Source organism: Acinetobacter sp. ANC_7635, from assembly GCF_056779945.1.
Genome location: NZ_JBWYIS010000001.1, coordinates 705,972 through 726,752 on the forward strand (window position 1 = coordinate 705,972; position 20,781 = coordinate 726,752).

24 protein-coding genes are annotated in these 20,781 nt (G+C 36.8%); 10 read left to right on the forward strand and 14 right to left on the reverse strand.

Translation table 11 applies throughout. The annotated features are described in order from the left end of the window. Positions 1-336: 336 nt before the first annotated feature. Positions 337-1,500, forward strand: coding sequence for an MFS transporter (locus tag AC1M89_RS03640; protein ID WP_179998280.1), 1,164 nt, complete (start codon positions 337-339; stop codon positions 1,498-1,500). Between the two features lie 4 nt (positions 1,501-1,504). On the opposite strand, the gene AC1M89_RS03645 is transcribed toward AC1M89_RS03640, so the two are convergent. Beyond that, positions 1,505-2,971 carry a GGDEF domain-containing protein gene (locus tag AC1M89_RS03645; protein WP_481613923.1) on the reverse strand — a complete coding sequence of 489 codons (1,467 nt, stop codon included), beginning with the start codon at positions 2,969-2,971 and terminating at the stop codon, positions 1,505-1,507. 252 nt (positions 2,972-3,223) lie between these two features. Here AC1M89_RS03645 and AC1M89_RS03650 point away from each other — a divergent pair, with 252 nt between their 5' ends. Next, the gene (locus AC1M89_RS03650; protein ID WP_035270703.1) at positions 3,224-3,706 is read left to right on the forward strand and encodes a hypothetical protein; all 483 of its coding nucleotides are present in this window, start codon (positions 3,224-3,226) and stop codon (positions 3,704-3,706) included. A gap of 83 nt (positions 3,707-3,789) precedes the next feature. Here AC1M89_RS03650 and accC read toward each other — a convergent pair whose 3' ends face one another. From accC to AC1M89_RS03675, 5 genes are all read right to left on the reverse strand, one after another. After that, on the reverse strand, positions 3,790-5,154 hold the full coding sequence (gene accC / locus AC1M89_RS03655) for an acetyl-CoA carboxylase biotin carboxylase subunit (protein ID WP_035267832.1): 1,365 nt from the start codon (positions 5,152-5,154) through the stop codon (positions 3,790-3,792). Between the two features lie 15 nt (positions 5,155-5,169). Next, positions 5,170-5,589 (reverse strand): acetyl-CoA carboxylase biotin carboxyl carrier protein, encoded by a 420-nt coding sequence (gene accB, locus AC1M89_RS03660; protein ID WP_035267829.1) that lies wholly within the window; start codon positions 5,587-5,589, stop codon positions 5,170-5,172. 18 nt (positions 5,590-5,607) lie between these two features. Continuing rightward, positions 5,608-6,063 (reverse strand): type II 3-dehydroquinate dehydratase, encoded by a 456-nt coding sequence (gene aroQ, locus AC1M89_RS03665; RefSeq protein WP_481608605.1) that lies wholly within the window; start codon positions 6,061-6,063, stop codon positions 5,608-5,610. Between the two features lie 236 nt (positions 6,064-6,299). Beyond that, positions 6,300-7,631, reverse strand: a complete 1,332-nt coding sequence (locus AC1M89_RS03670; protein WP_481608606.1) for a Y-family DNA polymerase — start codon at positions 7,629-7,631, stop codon at positions 6,300-6,302. A gap of 28 nt (positions 7,632-7,659) precedes the next feature. Continuing rightward, complete coding sequence (locus AC1M89_RS03675) at positions 7,660-8,277, reverse strand: LexA family protein (RefSeq protein WP_257219868.1); 618 nt, start codon at positions 8,275-8,277, stop codon at positions 7,660-7,662. Between the two features lie 152 nt (positions 8,278-8,429). Between AC1M89_RS03675 and AC1M89_RS03680 the strand changes: the two genes are divergently transcribed. Both AC1M89_RS03680 and AC1M89_RS03685 read left to right on the forward strand, forming a co-directional pair. Further along, entirely contained in the window at positions 8,430-8,780 is a 351-nt protein-coding gene (locus AC1M89_RS03680; protein WP_035267817.1) for an immunity protein Imm33 domain-containing protein, read from the forward strand. After that, the gene (locus AC1M89_RS03685; RefSeq protein ID WP_481608607.1) at positions 8,780-9,151 is read left to right on the forward strand and encodes a hypothetical protein; all 372 of its coding nucleotides are present in this window, start codon (positions 8,780-8,782) and stop codon (positions 9,149-9,151) included. Before AC1M89_RS03680 ends, AC1M89_RS03685 begins: the two co-directional genes overlap by 1 nt. A gap of 247 nt (positions 9,152-9,398) precedes the next feature. On the opposite strand, the gene AC1M89_RS03690 is transcribed toward AC1M89_RS03685, so the two are convergent. Genes AC1M89_RS03690 through tusD form a run of 4 tightly spaced genes read right to left on the reverse strand, consistent with a single transcriptional unit; the run spans position 9,399 to position 10,818 of the window. Next, positions 9,399-9,722 carry a TusE/DsrC/DsvC family sulfur relay protein gene (locus tag AC1M89_RS03690; protein ID WP_035267814.1) on the reverse strand — a complete coding sequence of 108 codons (324 nt, stop codon included), beginning with the start codon at positions 9,720-9,722 and terminating at the stop codon, positions 9,399-9,401. Between the two features lie 27 nt (positions 9,723-9,749). Further along, on the reverse strand, positions 9,750-10,049 hold the full coding sequence (locus AC1M89_RS03695; protein WP_035267811.1) for a DsrH/TusB family sulfur metabolism protein: 300 nt from the start codon (positions 10,047-10,049) through the stop codon (positions 9,750-9,752). 5 nt (positions 10,050-10,054) lie between these two features. Next, on the reverse strand, positions 10,055-10,405 hold the full coding sequence (locus tag AC1M89_RS03700; RefSeq protein WP_035267809.1) for a hypothetical protein: 351 nt from the start codon (positions 10,403-10,405) through the stop codon (positions 10,055-10,057). 44 nt (positions 10,406-10,449) lie between these two features. Beyond that, entirely contained in the window at positions 10,450-10,818 is a 369-nt protein-coding gene (gene tusD / locus AC1M89_RS03705) for a sulfurtransferase complex subunit TusD (RefSeq protein WP_035267807.1), read from the reverse strand. A 71-nt stretch (positions 10,819-10,889) separates the two neighbouring features. Here tusD and AC1M89_RS03710 point away from each other — a divergent pair, with 71 nt between their 5' ends. From AC1M89_RS03710 to AC1M89_RS03730, 5 genes are all read left to right on the forward strand, one after another. Beyond that, complete coding sequence (locus AC1M89_RS03710) at positions 10,890-11,891, forward strand: NAD-dependent epimerase/dehydratase family protein (RefSeq protein WP_481597083.1); 1,002 nt, start codon at positions 10,890-10,892, stop codon at positions 11,889-11,891. Between the two features lie 110 nt (positions 11,892-12,001). Further along, positions 12,002-13,396, forward strand: a complete 1,395-nt coding sequence (gene fumC, locus AC1M89_RS03715; protein ID WP_481597084.1) for a class II fumarate hydratase — start codon at positions 12,002-12,004, stop codon at positions 13,394-13,396. A 252-nt stretch (positions 13,397-13,648) separates the two neighbouring features. Further along, complete coding sequence (locus tag AC1M89_RS03720) at positions 13,649-14,587, forward strand: DUF4760 domain-containing protein (protein ID WP_481597085.1); 939 nt, start codon at positions 13,649-13,651, stop codon at positions 14,585-14,587. A gap of 142 nt (positions 14,588-14,729) precedes the next feature. Then, positions 14,730-15,221, forward strand: coding sequence for a hypothetical protein (locus AC1M89_RS03725; protein ID WP_035267803.1), 492 nt, complete (start codon positions 14,730-14,732; stop codon positions 15,219-15,221). Positions 15,222-15,465: 244 nt separating this feature from the next. Further along, the gene (locus AC1M89_RS03730) at positions 15,466-16,068 is read left to right on the forward strand and encodes a nitroreductase family protein (RefSeq protein ID WP_481597086.1); all 603 of its coding nucleotides are present in this window, start codon (positions 15,466-15,468) and stop codon (positions 16,066-16,068) included. A 49-nt stretch (positions 16,069-16,117) separates the two neighbouring features. Here AC1M89_RS03730 and AC1M89_RS03735 read toward each other — a convergent pair whose 3' ends face one another. The 4 genes from AC1M89_RS03735 to AC1M89_RS03750 all read right to left on the reverse strand — a co-directional run bounded on the left by AC1M89_RS03735 (position 16,118) and on the right by AC1M89_RS03750 (position 19,448). Then, on the reverse strand, positions 16,118-17,326 hold the full coding sequence (locus AC1M89_RS03735) for an MFS transporter (RefSeq protein WP_481608608.1): 1,209 nt from the start codon (positions 17,324-17,326) through the stop codon (positions 16,118-16,120). Further along, positions 17,323-17,772, reverse strand: coding sequence for a MarR family winged helix-turn-helix transcriptional regulator (locus tag AC1M89_RS03740; RefSeq protein WP_179997997.1), 450 nt, complete (start codon positions 17,770-17,772; stop codon positions 17,323-17,325). Before AC1M89_RS03740 ends, AC1M89_RS03735 begins: the two co-directional genes overlap by 4 nt. Positions 17,773-17,872: 100 nt before the next feature. Further along, the gene (locus AC1M89_RS03745; protein WP_481613924.1) at positions 17,873-18,427 is read right to left on the reverse strand and encodes a thermonuclease family protein; all 555 of its coding nucleotides are present in this window, start codon (positions 18,425-18,427) and stop codon (positions 17,873-17,875) included. 106 nt (positions 18,428-18,533) lie between these two features. Then, positions 18,534-19,448 (reverse strand): LysR family transcriptional regulator, encoded by a 915-nt coding sequence (locus AC1M89_RS03750; protein ID WP_481588128.1) that lies wholly within the window; start codon positions 19,446-19,448, stop codon positions 18,534-18,536. 89 nt (positions 19,449-19,537) lie between these two features. Here AC1M89_RS03750 and AC1M89_RS03755 point away from each other — a divergent pair, with 89 nt between their 5' ends. Next, positions 19,538-20,779: an acyl-CoA dehydrogenase family protein gene (locus AC1M89_RS03755; RefSeq protein WP_481608609.1), complete on the forward strand. Its 1,242-nt coding sequence runs from the start codon at positions 19,538-19,540 to the stop codon at positions 20,777-20,779. Positions 20,780-20,781 lie beyond the last annotated feature (2 nt).

Sequence of the window (20,781 nt, forward strand, 5' to 3'; positions counted from 1 at the left end):
TCAATCTATAGATTGAAATTTTTTCAATACTTTGCAAGTTATGCTATCCGCTGAATTCTCAAAAAAGAGAAATAGCAAAATTGGGTAGGAAACCTTATAGGTAAAGTATAAAATTTCTTTAGTAACTTACTAACAATTAATTCTGATGAAAATGATCACAGAATTATTTTCTAAGACGTAAATATCTTCAGTCTACAAAAAATGAAGAGTCTACAAAAAAATAAATTTGTAGACTGATTTGTAGACTGATGAAGTGCAATTACACCTAAGTGGTAACAAATGTATGCAACTATTAAATGATATTAACTTATTGAAAATACTGGTAATTGCAATATGATACAAGCGTTGCCAATTAAAACAAAATTAGGTGGATTCTACTTTTTCTACTATGCGATTGTCGGTACCTTCATGCCGTATTGGAGTCTATATCTGCAAGATCAGGGATTTAGCTTTTTAGAGATTGGGTGGCTTAGTGCAATTGCAATCATGACACGTTTTTTTGCGCCGTTTATTTGGGGTTGGGTGGCGGATAAAACGGGTAAAAGAATGCTATTGGTGCGAATCGCAACATGGATGGAAGCGAGTATATGGTTCCTCATTTTTATTATACCCAATAATTTTCAATCAATTGCCTTGTTAATGTTGATCTTCAGCTTTTTTCAAAATGCGATACTTGCTCAATTTGAAGGCGTTACATTATTTTGGTTAGGCGAAAAACGAAATGAACTTTATGGCAAAGTGAGAAAATGGGGATCGATTGGGTTTATTGTTGGTGTTTTCTTTATTGGTCTAATTCTTGAAATCATCGATATTCAGTATCTCCCGATTTTATTACTGAGTATTTCATTTCTAGCGTTCTTATGGTCATTTACAGTAAAAGAACCGAAGGGCGCACCAAAAGCCCAAAAAACACTTGAATCCATTATTCCAGTCTTAAAACAACCAGTTGTGAAAGCAATTTTCTTAATTGAGTTCATTATGTTGTTTGCTCAAGCACCATTCTATAGTTTTTATAGCAATTACTTACAGTCATCTGGATTTAGTACCACAGCAACAGGATTTCTTTGGTCAACAGGTGTTATTGCTGAAATCATGATGTTTGCCTATGCATCATTTTTTTTAAATCGTTTTACATGGCGTCAGTTGGTTGCGATCTGTTTATGGATGACTGGGCTTAGGTTTTTGATTGTTGGTTTATTTCCTGAAAGTTTTGTTCTCCAATTTCTCTCCCAGACAATGCATGCATTCAGTTTCGGTTTATTTCACTTATTGGCGATGCGCATTATTTTTGAGCACTTTTCTGCTGGGCAGCAGGGTAGAGCTCAAGCTTTGTATAGTACGATGTGGGGCTTGGGTGTGGCATCTGGAAGCGTATTGGCAGGACAATATTGGGAGCTGATTTCTGGCAGCTATATTTTTATCATTGCAGGAGCTTCAACGTTGATTGGTTTCATATTTTTATCCGCTTTACCAAATCTCAAGCCCACTGAAGCAAGATAGTGACTTATGATGTTTGAGTAAATAGTAATTGCGGATCCACGCATAATCTATTTCGTCCTTCAGATTTCGCTTGATAAAGGGCAACATCTGCACGATTAATCAATTGTTGGAATGGGGTGCCAGACGGAAGTTGTTGATAACTTAAACCTATGCTTACACTAATATTGAGATGTTGATTTTGCCTGATCATAATCGGTGTTTCTGCCACGCTGTCGCATATACGCTGTGCGATTTTAATGCAGGCTGGTAGGTTACTATCTTTAATTAAGATGGCAAATTCTTCACCGCCAACTCTACCGAATAAATCATTTGATCTAATTTGAGATCTGACGATATTGCTAAAGTCTTTGAGAACAATATCACCTATTTCATGTCCATATTGATCATTAATTTTTTTAAAGTGGTCAATATCGAGTAGTAGAATAGACACGCTGTGAATATTGGATTTCGCCTCCCTATGAGTTGAGTCTATCGTCTTTTCGCTTTCTTCATAAAAATATCGGCGATTCATAGTTGTTGTTAAACTGTCATGGTTCGCTAAATATAATATTTGGTGATATAGCTTTTGGCGATTCAAACTAATAATTGATAATGTTAGTGGGCCTAAAGCCAGCATGAAAAGACCGATGCGAACAGACAGTGTTGTCGAAATAAATGCTTCGGGAGATTCTGTTAGATAATATGCACTTAAGCTGTTGTATAAGAACATACATACAAAGCAGTTGATGATTGCAACCAACAATAAATTGTAGGTTAATGCTGCCCAGATGAGTGCTCCGATCGGGAACATGATGGCGCCAGGGCCAATAAAAAAGTGAGTTAGAATTACAGATACAACGACAAATATGAAGGGTAAGACAAGGGGCAAACTTAAACGTTGATTTTTTTGATTTACAAAATATTGTTGAACTGTAGTTTTGTTTGGTAATGCGAGAACAATAGGTAAAAAAGCGACAAAGTTAAGAATTTCACCACTCCACCACATGCCAAAATCAACCCAAATACGGCTGAGTTCCATAAAGCTGTTAGGAACATAAGGGATGGTTAAAATCGCAAAGGTTGGGCTCGCTAGGCACCCTCCAAAAGCACTAATTAAAAATAAGTAAACAAATGTAAGACCTTTATTGAATTCTTGATAATTGATTTTTAACCGGTTCAGTAGGTATAAGGTCACTAATGGGTTTAGCAAGTTAGCAAGAGTTAACAACCAAGTAAGTTGTAAAGTGTTGCCAGTACCTAGGTCTGCAAGCATATACCCAGAAAAGGCCCCAAGCCAGCCACCAAGATTATTGAGATAACTAAATCTTAAAAAAAGACCAAGTAGTACGGCATTTGCAGGCCAGAAAATTGCAAGAAATGAGAGAGGTCGACCAAGTATTCCAGCCAAAGCACAAAGTGTAATGATGAGCATGACAATCAAAAAAGATTGTGCATTGTTTTTAATCAGCTCTGTTCGTATCCATATGGTCATACTTAACGTATATTCCCTTGCATAAAATCTTATATTTTTAAGCTTTCTGTGAGGTATAGAATGAATATTATTCTGATAAGAATATATTTTTGGACTAATAAATCAATAGATCGCATTAAACTGCTGATGATTTAAAGTTCATCAATAGGGAATTCATTTTCTTATATAAAATTGTTCTTATCACGTTAATTCTATGAGTTTTCTTGCTGAAATGTGCTAATTTAGTTCTAAACGTTGACCTATAGATGTTGTATGAAAAAAACAGTTTTTTTTGCACCTTTACTTTTATTAATGACGTCTTTTTCTTCTGCCGATCAAAATGTCCAAGCGCAAGCTAAAGGTGCTGATTTACAACAGCCTGAAAATAATATTCGAATCAACATGCGCCCAGAAATTTTAGGTTTATGGGGAATGGAAATTCCAAATAATAAAAAATGTGTTGAGTATTATAATTTCCGTGGTAACAATGAGGTGGTCGTGAATAGTGCTAAAGAGTGGTCGGTCGGTTTATTTGAGTATCAACCATCTCAAGACAGCTCTTCGGGCTTGTTGCCTACCTTGGTCATGCAAGTCAATTATGAGAACAACGAAAAAGACTGCTCTGGTAATCAAGTAGATCAGGCAGGAGATTTGTCTCAATATTTTGTAAAATGGGACAATCCGAATCAAATCAATTTCTGTGCATCTGAAAAGGGTGGACAATGTTTTGCAAAACTTAATCGTATATTGCCTTAAGCTAAAATCTTTGCAGTCTATTCTTCAATAATAAAAAAGCCTCTTGAAAAAGAGGCTTTTTTATTCATCTTGTAAAGCTGTAATTACTCAGCTTCGCTATGTCCTTGTACCTGTTTCAACAAATGTTTCTCTAAGTAGTGAATATCCATAGCCTGTTCTGCAAAGTTCTTATCTTCAAGGATGAGATCTTTGTGTAGCGGAATATTGGTTTTGATTCCAGTTAAGATCATTTCATCTAAGGCTTGTTTCATACGAGCCAAAGCGGTTTCGCGATCTTTACCATGTGCGATTAATTTAGCAATCATCGAATCATAGTAAGGTGGAATGCTATAACCTGGATAGATATGAGAATCTAAACGGATGCCTGCACCACCAGGTGTGTAGAATTGCTCGATTTTACCTGGTGATGGAAGGAAGGTGGTTGGATCTTCTGCATTAATACGGCATTCAATTGCATGACCGTGTACTTTGATTTGATCTTGTTCTAGATTTAAACCAAGACCAGCGGCTACACGAAGCTGTTGTTCAATAATATCGACACCCGTTACCATTTCTGTCACAGGATGTTCTACTTGAACACGTGTATTCATCTCAATAAAGAAGAACTCACCATCTTCAAATAAGAATTCGAACGTGCCTGCGCCACGATACTGCATTAATTCGCATGCTTTTACGCAAGCTGCTAAAATTTCAGCACGAGCTTCTTCTGGAAGGTTCGGAGCAGGAGCTTCCTCAAGAACTTTTTGATGACGACGTTGTAATGAACAGTCACGATCATATAAATGTACGGCGTGACCATTACCATCGCCAATCACCTGTACTTCAACATGGCGTGGCTTTTGAAGGAAACGTTCCATGTAAACCGTATCATCACCGAACCACATTTCAGCATCACGTTGAGCTGCTTGTACAGACTCCAACAGTGTATCAACACGTTCAACAATTCGCATACCGCGACCGCCACCACCAGCAGCAGCTTTTACGATAAGTGGGAAGCCAATCTCTTTTGCTTCCGCCAAGGCATTGTTTGGTGTTACAGCATGAGCTGAACCTGGAACGGTTGGTACACCAGCTTTACGCATCGCCATAATCGCTGACACTTTATTCCCCATAAGGCGAATATGTTCAGGACGTGGACCAATAAAGATAAAACCAGAACTTTCTACAATCTCAGCAAATTCAGCATTTTCTGATAAAAAGCCATAACCTGGATGAATTGCATCTGCACCAGTCACTTCCGCTGCTGTAATAATTGCAGGAATATTTAGATAACTTTCGCTACTTGCACCAGGACCAATACAAACGGCTTCATCAACAAAGCGTAAATGCATGAGGTCTTTATCGGCATCCGAGTAGATACCGACTGTTTTAATACCGAGTGTTTTGCAAGCACGTGTAATACGCAGTGCAATTTCACCTCGGTTGGCAATGAGAACTTTTTGCAACATACCAACCCCCAACGATTACGCGCGGTAGCGGAATAAAGGTTGACCGAATTGGATTACATCACCATTTTTAACTAAAATTTCTTCAATCACACCACTTTGAGTTGCCTCAATTGGGTTCATGATTTTCATTGCTTCAATAATTCCAAGCGTTTCGCCTGCTGAAACAGTTTGTCCTACATTTACAAATGGTGCTTCGCCTGGACTTGGTGCAGCATAGAACACGCCAACCATTGGTGAGGTTTCAACAGCACCACGAGAAGCGGGTTTCACAACTGGAGCTTCTGGCGCAGCAGATTGTATTGGTGCAACACCAGCGGCTACGATAGGATTACGACGCGCTAAAGCAATGGATTGATCACCTTCTTTTACTTCAATAGATTGAAGATCCGATTCAATCATTAAGTCGATGAGCTTTTTAATTTTGCGAATATCCATGAATTCGTATTCCTAAGGTTAAAGAGGTGTAGAAGTTTGAATTTTTTGCACGGCATGAGTTAATGCAAATGAATAACCCTGTGCGCCTAGTCCACAAATGACACCGACAGCTTTATCTGAGAGATAAGAGTGGTGTCTAAATGCTTCACGTGCGTGAACATTTGAAAGATGAACTTCAATAAATGGGATCGCAACACCTAATAGGGCATCACGTACTGCTACTGAGGTGTGGGTCAGTGCAGCAGGATTGATGATGATAAATTTTATACCATCAATCTGGGCTTGATGAATTCGGTCGACAATGGCACCTTCCCAATTGCTTTGGAAGGTTTCAAGTTGAATTGAACTTTCTTGAGCTTGCTGTATGAGTTGATGATTGATATCGTCTAAAGTTAAATGTCCGTAAACTTCAGGTTCTCGCTTTCCTAGCAAGTTTAAATTTGGTCCATGTATGACCAAAATGGTCGAACTCATGAAGACAGCTCCAATATGAAAGTTGCAATATAACCTTGCAAGATGTCTGCAAAGTTTGCATATTATGGCATGTTTTTAAGCTTTTCATTTATATTTTGTTTCAAAAATAGCAAAAAAACAATGTCGTCAGTGAGCTGTATTTTGAGAACTTTGCAGTCAATTGGCAATGTTAAAAAATTACATTTTTCTTTTAATTCTTCGAGTCTGCTATTTTAAACCGAATTGACCAAAAGTATTCATTTGTTTTGTGTAACCGCCATATGTGAGTCATCAATAGTCAGCATTTCTGACCATGAGGTGGTATAGCGTGGAGAGTGGTGCAATTGCTTCATTTTCCATTGTTGTTGATTGGTATGATAGCCCACTTGAATACAATGCTTTCCAAAGCGGTTTTTCATAGCGCCAATTGTTGTCATGAGCGAATCTCGCTGCTGGATTAAATCATGAGGCTGCCAAAGGTCGTGTGTATGTGTTTTTTTAGCACTCAAAGCAGAAAACATGACGGAAACTTTTACATAACGTATATTTTCTTTAAATAAAACATCAATTTGCTGTTGTGCTGCATGAGTCAGGAGTAATAAATCATCCGTCGGATATTCCAAACCAATTACATGAGAATGTGATTTCTTGAATGGTTTTACTGGAATTTTTTCATAAAGAGACACATGGACACAGGCGCATAATTGTTCTTGCTTGGTTAAACGCTCATGAGCCCGACTTAAATGAAAAATCATGGCTTGCTTGATTAATGCTTTATCCTTTAATGCTGATGCAAAACTTCGTGATGCTAAGATTCGTTTAGACGGTAAATCAGGATCTTCTAGTGAAATACAGGACTGACCTTTTAGCTCACGAATGGTACGCCCCATAAGCACTGAAAACTGCTTCATTAAATAGTGTTCATTGGCAAAAGTTAAGTCATAGCAATTATAAATACCGTAACTTTCAAGTTGTTTACTAATTTTTCGACCTACGCCCCAAATTTCCGACACTGAGGTTTCTATAAGTAATTGATCAAAACTGCATGGATCCAAATCCAATAAAGAACAAACTCGGTTAAAACCAGAACGTTTTTTGGCAAAGTGATTGGCGAGTTTAGCTTGCGTTTTACTGTAACCAATCCCGATACAACAAGGTAAACCGATCCATTGTTGAATACGGTCGATTAATTCCCGACAAAATTTTTCTAAATCAAAAAGACTTTGATAATGTGTTAGACGAATAAAACATTCATCAATTGAATAGGGCTCTAGATCTGAATCTGCATGAAAGTGTTGCTCTAAAATAGTGAAAAAACGACTAGACATATCGCCGTAGAGGGCATAGTTGCTTGAAAATACTTTAACACCAGCTTTAAGCATATCTTTTTCAATTTCATACCATGGCACGGCCATGCCAATATTGAGAGCTTTCGCTTCCTCACTACGAGATACGACACAACCATCGTTATTACTTAAAACAACGACCGGTTGACCATTTAAACTTGGATTAAATACACGCTCACAACTGACATAGCAGTTATTAATATCAATGAGCGCAAAAATCTCTTGATGATAAATATTTTGCATAGGAGTAGGGTGAATTGCTTAGATCAATTTATTTCAGTTTTTTTAAAATACAAGTCACTACACCCCAGACCATGATTTGTTCTTCGCTACGAGGATAGATGTCAGGGTAGTCTGGATTCTCGGCTTTTAACCATAAAAGGATCGTTCCATCATTCTGTTTTTCTAGCATTAATCGTTTTACTGTGAATTCATTATTAATCAGCGCCAAGACGATATCACCATGTTCTGCATTCAAACTCCGGTCAATCAAGATTTGATCACCAACTTCAATCCCTGCATTTTTCATTGATAACGAATTTACGCGTAGTATAAAAGTAGAAGCTACGTTGTGAACCAAGTATTCATTTAGATCAATATGTCCTTCTACATAATCTTGTGCTGGGGAAGGGAAGCCTGCTGCCACAGATTCAATAGGATAGGCGATTTTTAAACGTGTTCTAAATTGGATCGGTGAAATTTCAATTTGTTGATTGAAATCATCTTCAGGTCGTATTTTTAACCATTCTTTAATTTGAATCACTTTTGATTCAGGAACACGCATTACTACTGTTTTTTCTGAAAACTGTGATTTTCGACCTGCATTGGCACGTTTACCACCATGTAGAGAAGCGGTATTTGTTGCTGAAATATTTGAATTGCTGCTCATATGAAATTCCCCCCATTTAATCTTGAATATGTAACAAAATCAAGATAGCAAAAAAAACATTGTAAAAACAGATTGTTTCGTCGGATTGATTGTGCTTATACGACACTATGCTTAAAATTAGGTCTGAATTTATGATGAAAATGGAATCATCCATGTTGCAAGATTTTATTGAAGAGCAAAAATTAGTCTGTGAGGAGTTTGATTCTGCTTACATCAAAGTGAATGAAGATGATGTTGTTGCTGTGGCTAAGCATACTTTAGATCAAGAGCCAATCGTCGGTTTGCGTAATAAGCCTGAACCAGGTGAGAAAGTGGCATGGTTTATTTATGGTGGTGAATTAGGCGAGGGCGAAGATTTTTTTGAGACGATGACGGTGAAAGAGCTTGAAGAAATTTTACCCGACGCAATTCCATTTCTTGCATTGGAAACAGGTTTCCGTTTTATGATTGATCGAGATGATTATGAGGATGTTTGGAAAGCTGAGCCTGATTTAGGAATCTAATGTGCATGTTATGGGTGAGGTTGATTTTTGTAGGTTTAAGTTTTTTTGTATCACAACAGGTTGTAGCGAATGATTTGATTGATGCACAACAGATGGTGTATCAGCAAAAACTGGATCATGAAATGCAGCTGATCGAACAAACCAAGCAGATTTTAGATGATGAACACAGTACAGCCACACCGATGGAGCAACAACTTGCTTTATGTGGAAGGTTAAAGGCCTATCTAAACATTGTTGGTTTAGCAGACGAGTTTATTCAAGTTGAACAAGCACATGTAGTGAAACGTATTGCGCAATTTTATTTAAATCAGCAATCTACGAGTTTTCAACAATCGGGCATGACAATTGATGATTGGTGTAGCGCAAACTAGCAAATTTGTCAGATATTGATATGAATTTGGACTGAATTGATAACTCGAACTTTATTATAATTTTTTGCGTTGAGTTGACGTATTCCAATTTCCCTGATTGACACGCGACATCTTAACCATCATTAGTCTAGGTGATGTCTAAACCCGCTGCATAGCGGGTTTTTTAATGTCTATTTCACTGATTAATTCATTTTTTAAAGCTACGAACTGACTCGATATGCTATGTAAATCAAAAAGTAGTTTTGGTTTACAGACAATTGGCAGGCTTTGGTATTCCGGCTAATCGACTTAGATGGCGAGCAACTAGGCCTGTTTTAAACTTTTCTTGCAATACTGCATTATCAATGTCAGCGCTGACGTGTTTCATTAAAAATTTGATTAAGGGACGAGTTGCAGGAGAATGACCAAATTGAGCGTAGAACTGACGCACCGCATGCAATACTTCGAAATGCCAAGCTGTTAGCTCAAGCTCGAGCGTATTCGCGAGTACTTGCGCTACATTTTCATTCCAAATGGTATAGTCAACTAAATGACCATCTTGATCGAGTTCAAGGGATAATTCAGTGGTCATGGTAAAACCTAAGTCAATAAATTTGTTTTATTTAAGGCTAATACAGCGTGTAAAGCCCAGAATGATATCTGCAAAAGTGGTGTAATCAATCACTTCAATTTGAAAATACTCGCCGTTCAATAGATGCGAAGGTAATAACTCAGCATCTCGATCTAAAACGTAGACCTTGTTTTGAATCGTAAGTACAGATGGTGTAAACAATGCCAACACCGCATCCCCCATAAGCACTAAAGCATCATTGGTATCCAGTGTTTTTTGAACCTGTTGAATACAATGTTCAGTATTTGCAAATTGAGATTGTATTAAATAAAGCGTTTTATCGGTCATATGAGTTACCAATACAGTACATGGTCAAAGCTTTGAATTAACTCTTTATTAAATTCAATAAATTTAATTTCATGCGTAGTATGTTGAACAAAGGGATTATCTTGTTGATTTGATTCAACCAAAATAGGGCTTAGATCATAAAACTCAAAGCTATCGACGAGGTTGGAAGCCAGTTTAAACGCATGTTTAATGGGTTCGAAGCTTAATTCGGAACGGAGTAAACTTAAGGCTGCGCCTTGCAATAAAACTTTTACTTCAGCGCCAAAAGTTGCTAAAACCATGGTTGCAGAAAGGCTCTCATGAACTTGTAGCGAGTTGAGATTTGATTGGGTTAATATAACCAGTACAGATTTCACACAATTTACCTTTCAATTGCAACAATCAATGAAAAATGAATAATTTAGAATTGAACTAGACGTGCTGAAGATGAGACAGCATCTGCCAATTCACCGAGTCCTACCAGCTGAAAACCTTCAGCCAGATTATGGGACTCAATGTGATGGCGTTGAGCATTTTCAGCATCAGTGATTCCACGTGCTAGGGCAGCACTTACGCAAACAGGAAGTTTGATATTTAATTTTTGCCACTCTTGTGTGAGACTTCTTTGATCATCTGGCGACCACTGTAAGTTGTTTGCAACTTGAACGCCGTCTTGATAAAAGAAAACTCGAAAAATTTCGCCTTTCGCTTGCAATGATTGTGCGAGTCCTAATGCATGCCAAGCATGGATTGAGCTAGGTGCCGAGGTAATTAGTAATAACGTACTCATTTAAAACTTCGCATAGGGTGATCAAACTGAAAATAGCTTGTTCAGGCTTTTAAACAAAAAGGTAGTATACAATGATTTTAGTGACAGGTGGATTAGGCTTTATAGGTTCACACGTTGTTTTAAGCTTATTGGCACATGGTCAAGAAGTCGTCATTGTAGATAATCTTGCCAATGCGAATTTACAAACGCTTGAACGTCTTGAATACATTTCTGGGATGTATGTACCTTTTGTAAAGCTAGATGTTAGAAATACGCCTGCTCTGAATAAAGTTTTTGAGCAGTACTCAATCCGTGCTGTTATACATACTGCAGGATTTAAGTCTTTAGAGGAGTCTCGCTTAAAACCGCTTGAATATTATAATGATAATGTCAGTTGCATTATGAGTCTGATGCGTGCAATGCAACGAACTGGTGTACGAACATTATTGCATCTTTCAAGTATGGCGGTTTATGGCACTTCGAGTTTGAATTTAAATGAAGAACATCCTCTCAATTTTGCCAATCCAAACCCTTATATTAAATCCCAGCAAATGATCGAAGAGATCATCCGTGATACCTCTAAAACGGACGAAGAATGGAGTATTGCGATCCTGAGACTAGCAAATGTAGCTGGTGCTTTTGAACATGGAGTTTTGGGTGAAGTGGTTGCCCCTTTACCTAAAAATATTTTGCCTTTGGTGTTACAAATCGCAGCCATGCAGCGCGATTCCATTCAATTACAAAAGAATGCCAAGACAAAAGACCAAACGGTTGAACGAAGTTTTGTGCATGTCATTGATGTGTGCGAGGCAGTCATTGCAACTTTAAAGTGGTTATTTAATCAAAGATCAACGTGCGAAGCATTTGATATCGCAGGTCAGCCAAGTTCAATTCAAAACTTGATTAATACTGTAGAAAAAGTGACTGAAACAAAAATTAGAACTGAGGAAACTGATTATGTTTTCCAAGAATTAGATCAAATTGGTTCGAATAGTTTAAAAGCATTAGAATTATTGCAATGGAAAGCACATCGATCACTAGAACAAATGATTGAAGATCAATGGCGATACTATCAAAGCACCTTTAATAATTAAAATGATAATCATTTACATTTATGGGTTTTTTGATTAGCATCAAATCAACGGTGGATGAATCCGAATCAAACATGATTCTTCCAAGGAATAGCGAAATATTTGAGGCTGATATGCAAACACGTATAGAACACGACACGATGGGTGATGTAGAAGTACCAAGTGATGCGATGTGGGGGGCTCAAACCCAGCGCAGTTTGCAAAATTTCAAAATTGGTGGTGAGCGACTTCCTCGTGCGATGATCCGTGGTATGGGGCTGGTCAAAAAAGCTTCTGCACTTACTAATGCTGAGTTAAATCAGATTCCTGCTGAATTGGCGAATTATATTGTGGGTGCTGCAGAAGAAGTGATTACGGGGCAATGGGACAGTCAATTTCCATTAGTGGTATGGCAAACAGGTTCTGGTACTCAAAGTAATATGAACTGTAATGAAGTCATTGCAAATATTGCGAATCAAAAGCTGGGTAATCCGCTTGGAGCACAGAAACCCGTTCATCCAAATGATCATGTTAATCGAGCTCAATCTACAAATGATTCATTTCCAACAGCGATTCATGTCGCTGCTAGTTTACAGATCAATGAGTTACTGATTCCAGCAGTTCAAGCTTTACGTGAAACTTTACATCAGAAGTCTCAAGAATTTTCAAATATCGTTAAGATTGGGCGTACACATTTACAAGATGCAACGCCGTTAACTTTAGGCCAGGAATTCAGTGGTTACGTATCCCAACTCGATCATGGATTAAAGCGTCTAGAGCAAGCTTTAGAAGGGTTATATGAATTGCCATTAGGTGGTACAGCTGTCGGTACAGGTCTAAATGCTCATCCTGATTATGCTATAAATGCAGCAAAAAAATTGGCTGAGCTTACGGGTTTACCTTTTGTGACTGCACCAAATAAGTTTGAAGCACTAGCAGGACGTGATGCTGCAGTATTTGCTTCTGGCGCACTGAAAACACTTGCTGCGAGTTTAAATAAGATTGCCAATGATATTCGTTGGTTAGCGAGTGGTCCTCGTTGTGGTTTTGGGGAGATTCGTATTCCTGAAAATGAACCAGGTTCGAGTATTATGCCAGGTAAGGTGAATCCTACTCAAAGTGAAGCTATGACGATGGTTGTTGCGCAGGTTTTGGGTAATGACACGACAATTAATATCGCTGGTGCTTCAGGTAATTTTGAACTAAATGTTTTTATGCCGGTTATTGCTTATAATTTACTGCAATCAATTCAACTGCTAGGTGATGCATGTAATAGCTTTAATGAGCATTGTGCTGTGGGGATTGAGCCAAACCAAGATAAGATCGATTATTTCTTGCATAACTCGTTGATGTTAGTTACTGCATTGAATCCTGTGATTGGTTATGAAAACGCGGCTAAGGTTGCGAAAACTGCCTATAAGGAAGGAAAGACTCTGAAACAAGTTGCTGTAGAGCTGAATTTAGTCACAGCTGAGCAGTTTGATGAAGTCGTTGTACCTGAGAATATGGTTTCACCTAATGTGAAGTGATTTTGATTTGGTGAATTTTATGATTTGAATGTTGATAACATATATTGACAAGCAACTGTCTTTAATATATTGACCAATTATTCATTTCAGAATACTATTTATATAACGACCTTTCATACGTCACTTAAGGCTTTTATAAAGGAGACAATCATGAATAATTATAAAGCTCGTCTAATCCTTGAAGAAGGCTATGGATTAGGTTGAGACTCATTTAAATTTGTGTAATAAAGCATCCATTAGGGTGCTTTATTTTTGAGTAAAATAAAATTGAATTACTTTTATACTTATCTTTTGATTATTCCATATGTCACTGTAATTGCTTATTTTTATATTTATCGTAGAGATAATTTCTTTATTAAGATTAGAAGTAGTAATCAACTCCTTCTCATCTTAATTTTATTAGGTATCACGTTTGTAGAAATATTAATTTGGAAAAGTTTTTTTGAAGATTATAAATTTCTAAATTTTGATATAGAAAATACAGATGGGCAGTTTAAAACGACAGCATTAGTTACGGTTTTAGCAGCTATAGCTGCCGTTTTTGGTTGGATTTTTACTTCAAGGGTGCAAATTATAAACACTATAAGAAGTCATTCAGTACAAGTATTGATGAATAGTAGGAATTCTACTGCGTATATTGCTAAGGTTGATATTGCAACCAAAATAAGAAGGAATTTGGGGAAGGATCAAAACGTAGAGTCGAAAGATAAAGTGCAATTGACTAGAGAAAAATTTAATTCATTGGAAGATGAGGAAAAATCGGCTGTAACATATTTATTAAATTTTTTGGAATTTGTAGCAATTGGAATCAGACATAACAACTTAGATGAAGAATTAATAAAAAGTAGTTTCAAATCAATACTTAAAGCTAATTACAACCTCTTCCAACCTGTAATTGAATATTTAAGAGAGATTGATAGTCCTAAAATTTACAATCAACTCGAAATTTTGCATAAAAGGTGGGAAGAGAACAAAGAACCAGAATGTATCAATTGTAAGCAAGGTATTGATGATGAAGTTCAGAATAGAAAGAAACATAAATTTAATAATCTTCGGAACATTACATTAACAATTTTAACGGGCTCAGGGTGGCTAATAATGATAGCTATCATGAGATTAATAGAGAAATTAACGAAATATTCAACGGAGGAAGATTTATTATGCGATAACTGTAAAACATTAAAAAAATAAGTAAAAACTTCATCACATAGTCATGTAATTATTATGAGATTGATTAACTCGTCACAATTGTTAAAATACACATTGCTTTTAATTGCTGTTGTATCAAAGTTCTTATCTTAGACTTAAGACAGCCAATCTACGGAAATTTTCAATGCTCGATATATATTTAACAGATGTTCAAAAAAATGTTCAATTTCAAGATTATCCAGGTGAACATCCTGTTAAATTTATTCTTAACTTTAAAAAAATCTTCCCAAGTATCATGGAATTACTACTTCCTGTTCTGCCTAAAGATGAAAATCTAGAAGACATGACGTGGGAATCAACAACAAAAGATTTTGAAACGTTCAAACTTCTACTGACAGGTTGGGGTGTTATTGAACTGCGTCTAAATGCCATTACACAATTCAAAAATCGTGAATTTGCAGATCAGCTAGTAAAAACTGCTCAACAAAAAAGAGCAAAGTTTTCTAAAGAACAACCTAAGCTCAGTACGGTAGATTTAGACTATTTGTTCATGCATGAAGTTCATACGGCGATTGATGCTGAATTAGTAGAGTTAGGTGAAAAATTCTATTTGCCAACCTTACGCTCCCTATGGAAAAACCAAGTATCGGCTCAGGTTCTTGAGGCTAAATTTTAAGCTTACATATGCCAAGAAAAGCCCTCTATCATGGAGGGCTTTTTACTATTGGGTAAAAAAATACGAATAAAATCAAATCTTCGAATTAGGGTTCAAAATGGATAGATGTTGGTCTGATAAATGCTTAATGTAACACTACAACATATTTGATTTGTTGAATATTTAATGTTTGGTTAAGTATTTCTAAAGAATTAAAGGTCATAGTATCGTATTTCCCCGAGGAAATACCAAAGGATTTCAGAAAATGTCGAATCAATTTTTAGATTTAATTCAAAAACGCCGTACGATTTATGCTTTAGGAAAAGCAGTTGAACAATCTCCTGAGTACTTAACAGATCTTATTCAGAATGCGATTAAACAAAGCCCATCATCTTTTAACTCTCAATCTTCACGTGCGGTGATTTTATTTAACGCTGAACATGAAAAGTTTTGGGGCTTTGTGAAAGAGAAGCTAAAGTCATATGCGAAGGACGAGGCGAGTGCAGCAAAAACTTCTGCAAAAATGGATAGCTTTGCTGCAGGCGTAGGCACTGTATTATTTTTCGAAGAAATGGATACAATCACTGACTTACAAGAGAAATATCCTTCGTATGCGGAAAACTTCCCAATTTGGGCGGAACATTCAACAGCAATGGCACAGTTTGCGGTTTGGACAGCTTTACATACAGAAGGTTTAGGTGCAAACCTTCAACATTATAATCCGATTGTAGATGATCAAGTCCAATCTGAATGGGCTGTACCGGCTTCGTGGAAACTACGCGCACAATTGGTATTTGGATCTAAAGAAGGAGAGGCTTTCGATAAAGGCTATATTGACGACGCCACACGTTTTAAAATGTTTAAATAAAATATGGAAAAGCACTCATTGGAGTGCTTTTTTTAAACCCATAAATAGCCTAAGCAATATTCATATTTCTAACTTTATTCCCATGTAATACATAATATAAGACAATGCAAAATAAAGTACCCATAGCACTATATAAATAGAGTTGTTGGTAACTGATCAAATCTAAAGCTAAACCTAAGAAATAAGGACCGAATCCCAAACCTGCATCTAAAAAGATAAAATAAGTTGAGGTTGCAAATCCCATTCGTTCCAAACTAGTACTTTTCACTGCAATCGTTTGGCAAATTGACTGGATATTACCGTAGCCTAAACCTAATAATCCTGCGCAAATCAACAAAAGGCCCGAACTGTTAGCTTGGCTCAACAAGAAGAATGCAAGTGCCATAATGAGAAAGGCCGGATACATAATTATATTTTCGCCTTTTTTATCCATCAGTGGTCCCGTAATAGGACGAGAGAGCAGAATCGTCAAAGCATAAATGAGAAAGAAAAATGATGCTGCTTCAACCAGATCAATTTCTTTGGCATAAAAATTAATAAACGATAGAACACCAGAGTAAAAGAGGGAGCTTACCAACATGATCAGAGCAATGGGTAAGGCGCTCTTTTCAATATATTGAGATAGAAAACTATTTTGAGTATGGGCCTGATCAGGTATAGACGAAACCTGTTGCAATTGAGGAACTTGAATAAATAAAGCTGTAATTAAACATAAAACTGCAAGGATTGAAGATAGGGCAAAAATAATGTTGTAACTGACATGAAGCATTAGCCAGATTGCCAAAAATGGTCCAATTGCAGTTCCTAAAGTACTACTCATACTGTAGTAACCTATACCTTCACCACGACGAGTAGCTGGAATAATTTGAGCGATAATTGTGCCAAATACGGTGGAGGCAACCCCCATCATAAAGCCATGCAAGAATCGAACGATTAATAAAGCTCCAACCTCTAAATGGAGAAAATAAAAGCCTGAAAATATGAGAAATCCAGTGAGTCCGACCAGCATGGTGACTTTAGAACCGAATTTAACGAGGAACTTAGCCACCAATAAACGACCAATCAGTGTACCCACAATAAAAAGTCCTGATACTAAACCAGCCTGCGCCGTCGTCGCTCCAAGTTCTGCTATCGAAAATCCCACAATGACAATGACGAGAAGATAAAAAGTCAGTACCAATAGAAAGTTAATTAAACTGACCAAAATAAAGTTACGTGTCCAAAGAGGCTGATTAACTTGATTTGAGGAAGTACTCATAACTCCTCCACAATATTTAAGCTTTTATAACGCTCTAAAATAGACAAAAACAGTTGAAGTGTCTCAGCACTTTGAGCAATGTCTTCAGGATTTACTTGATTCAAAAACTGTTGTTCAAATTGATCAATCTGAATTGTACAAATTTGATAAAGATCTCTACCTTTTTCGGTTAATTGAATTAATTTTTGGCGTTTATCAGATGATTCTAAAAACTGAATAACATCTAATTTATGTAAAGTATTAATGCGTTTTGCAATTGATGGTTTCGAAACATTGAGTTCATGAGCCAAATCAATTGAAGTGATGGAGTCATGATCATAGATATGATAAATCAACTGCCACATTGAATAGTTCAGTTGGTATTGAGCCAAGATATCATTTAAACGGTCACTAAAGAGTCGCGCACTTCGCAGCAATACGACACGGAATTTGGGAGAGTTTTGCATATAGTTAACCAAGCTAACTAGTTTGTTGGCTTGAATTTACGCTCAATTATTAGACAAATCAAGCGTAATGAACTTATTGATAATCAGGGTATTGAAAATATTAGTTTTTTTGTTTTCTAAAAGTACTTGGTCGAATAGGACGGGTCCCGCGCCATAGACCACGTTTATTGCGTTTTGCATTATCTTGCAGCGAGATCATATATTTTAATTGCTTTGGATCACGTATGTATTCTTCGTAAACCCACGCACCACCACGCCTCACTAATTCTTCATTCATATTCTTGCGATAGAGGTAGACCACACCTACGCAACGTCCATAACGATCTATATCCGTGATTTTTACACGAACAATTTTACCTTGAACCATTTTCTTAACTAAACGTTGAGATTCAAGCCCATAACTTTGATTAGATTCAGGCGCATCTACAAAAGCAAAGCGTAATTTAGTTTTAGAACGTCTCAAATTCAAACGACGGCAGGAGAGGGTGTCACCATCACTCACCGCTGTAACACGGCACCAATAAGTTTTTCCTTTTTTAAAAGGTTTAAATACTTGAAGAAGATAAATTCTTACTTGTCTAAAAATGATAAGAAGTAATAAGCATAAAATCGCACCTAGCCCAATAAGCCATGATGCAGGGAGTTGATCAAACATAGAAAACACAAGAGAAAACAAGCCTTAATATGATAAATCAACTCGAAGTGAGTGTTTGATTCAATATTGAACAGATGGTGTTCACACAGATTTTCAACTAAATAGCCTAAGCAAAAATTTTATTAATTTCTGAAATTAAATATTCAAACTTTTGATGTGATGCTAATTGTGAGTTCCAATAAATTCCCATTTTCATTAAAGGAAATTCAACAGGAAGTTCAGAAATTTTTAAATCTTGAGGTAATTTCAAATTTTTTAAAATACTAAAAGGTAAGGTTAGCAATGTGTCAGGATACTCCTTCAAAATTTGTAGTGCTGTTGAATAGTGTTGACAGCGTAAAAAAATATCACGTTGAATATTCAACTTTTTAAAATGTAAATCTTCAATAAGCACACCAGAATGCCTTGATGAAACACCAATATGTTGGGCATGTTTGTATTGTTCTAAATTTTCGATGGTTGTCAAACCACATATGACAAAGCGATCATTCACTAAAGGGTTAAAATAAATTTTCTCATCAACTTTCTGTTGAAGATCGACCACTAAATCAAGTTGCTGTGACAATAAATCTTTTGCCCAGTTAGTTCGATCTAACTTGATACTTTGAAACCGTGTCGCTAGTCCTAAATCACGAAAATGACGAATTAACTGCGGAAAAATTAAAGGCTCAATTTCATCATGAATTGCTATACGAATAGATTGAATCGTCAGTGGATCAAAAGATATATGATGAGTCGAGATATGCTGAATTGCGATTAATGTTTCTTTTATTCGTGGATAAATTTGATGTGAAAAGGGTGTCGCAACCATCTTTATACCACTTCGGATAAAAAGATCATCTTTCAATTGTAGTCTTAATCGCTGTAAAGCATGACTGGCTGCAGATTGTGTAATACACATCAAATTTGCGGCTTTGCTGATACTTTGATGTTCGTATATCGCAATAAATAATGGATATAGATTGATATCAATGTGTGAAAAAGCGCTCAGGTCCACAGATTCCTGATGAATTCTATTCATAAAGTAATATTTAAATAAATCATTTTATTCATAGTAGATTTCAAGCTATGTTGATGTAAAGCGTGACGAGAATATAGTTTGAGGGATTAATGTTTGAATTAACGGAAAAAGCTAAACACTTTTACGATTTAGCACAACGCTTTATTCAAGACGAAATAGAGCCTATAGAACAAGAATTTTGGCATAAAGTTCATCAATTAAATCCAAGTGATGATTGGACATCATGGATGTGGCCAGCAGAACTTGAAGTACTCAAACAAAAAGCTAAATCACAAAATCTGTGGAATCTTTTTTTACCAGACCCAGAATTTGGTCAAGGTTTAACAGTTCAAGAATATGCACACATTGCTGAGTTAACTGGCCGTAATTTATTGGCTCCTACAGTTTTCAATTGTAATGCGCCAGATAGCGGTAATATGGAGTTAATTTGGCGTTATGGCTCAGCACAACAAAAAGAGCAATGGTTAAAACCTCTTTTAGACGGAAAAATTCGATCCGTATTTTGCATGACTGAACCAGAAGTTGCTTCTTCAGATGCAACGAATATGCAAGCCACTGCTGTAATTGAGGGAGACGAAATTGTTTTAAATGGACGCAAATGGTGGTCGTCAGGCTTAGGCGATCCTAATGCAAAACTGATTATATTTATGGCACATACACCAGACGCAAATAAAGGTCGACATCAACAACATTCAATGGTTTTAGTTCCAGTTGAAACTGAGGGCGTGAAAATTGAAAGAATGTTACCTGTATTTGGTGATTATGATGCGCCACACGGTCATGGAGAAGTAACCTTTAATAATGTTCGTGTTCCAGTCACTCATTTTATTGGTGGAGCAGGTCAAGGGTTTGAGATTGCACAGGGGCGACTTGGTCCAGGACGTATTCATCATTGCATGCGTTGTATCGGGGCTGCTGAGAAATCATTGGAATTAATGATTGATCGTGGAATGCAAAGAAAAGCATTCGGCAAGGAAATTTTGAAACTTGGTGGTAATTTGGAAAGAGTCGCGGAAGCACGTGTTGCCATCGATCAAGCACGTCTTTTGACCTTATATGCGGCATATAAAATGGATAAACTGGGCAATATGGCTGCACTCACTGAAATCTCTGCAATTAAAGTCGTTGCACCTAGTGTTTTGGAAAAAGTTGTCGATATGGCAATGCAAATTCACGGCGGTGCAGGTCTATCTAGAGATACGCCATTGACAGGTTTTTTTGCACAAGCGCGTGCATTACGTTTGGCAGATGGGCCAGATGAGGTGCATAAAGGCATGATTGCAAAATTGGAACTTGCGAAACGTGGTTTTTCAACTCGTCATTCTCAATAAGA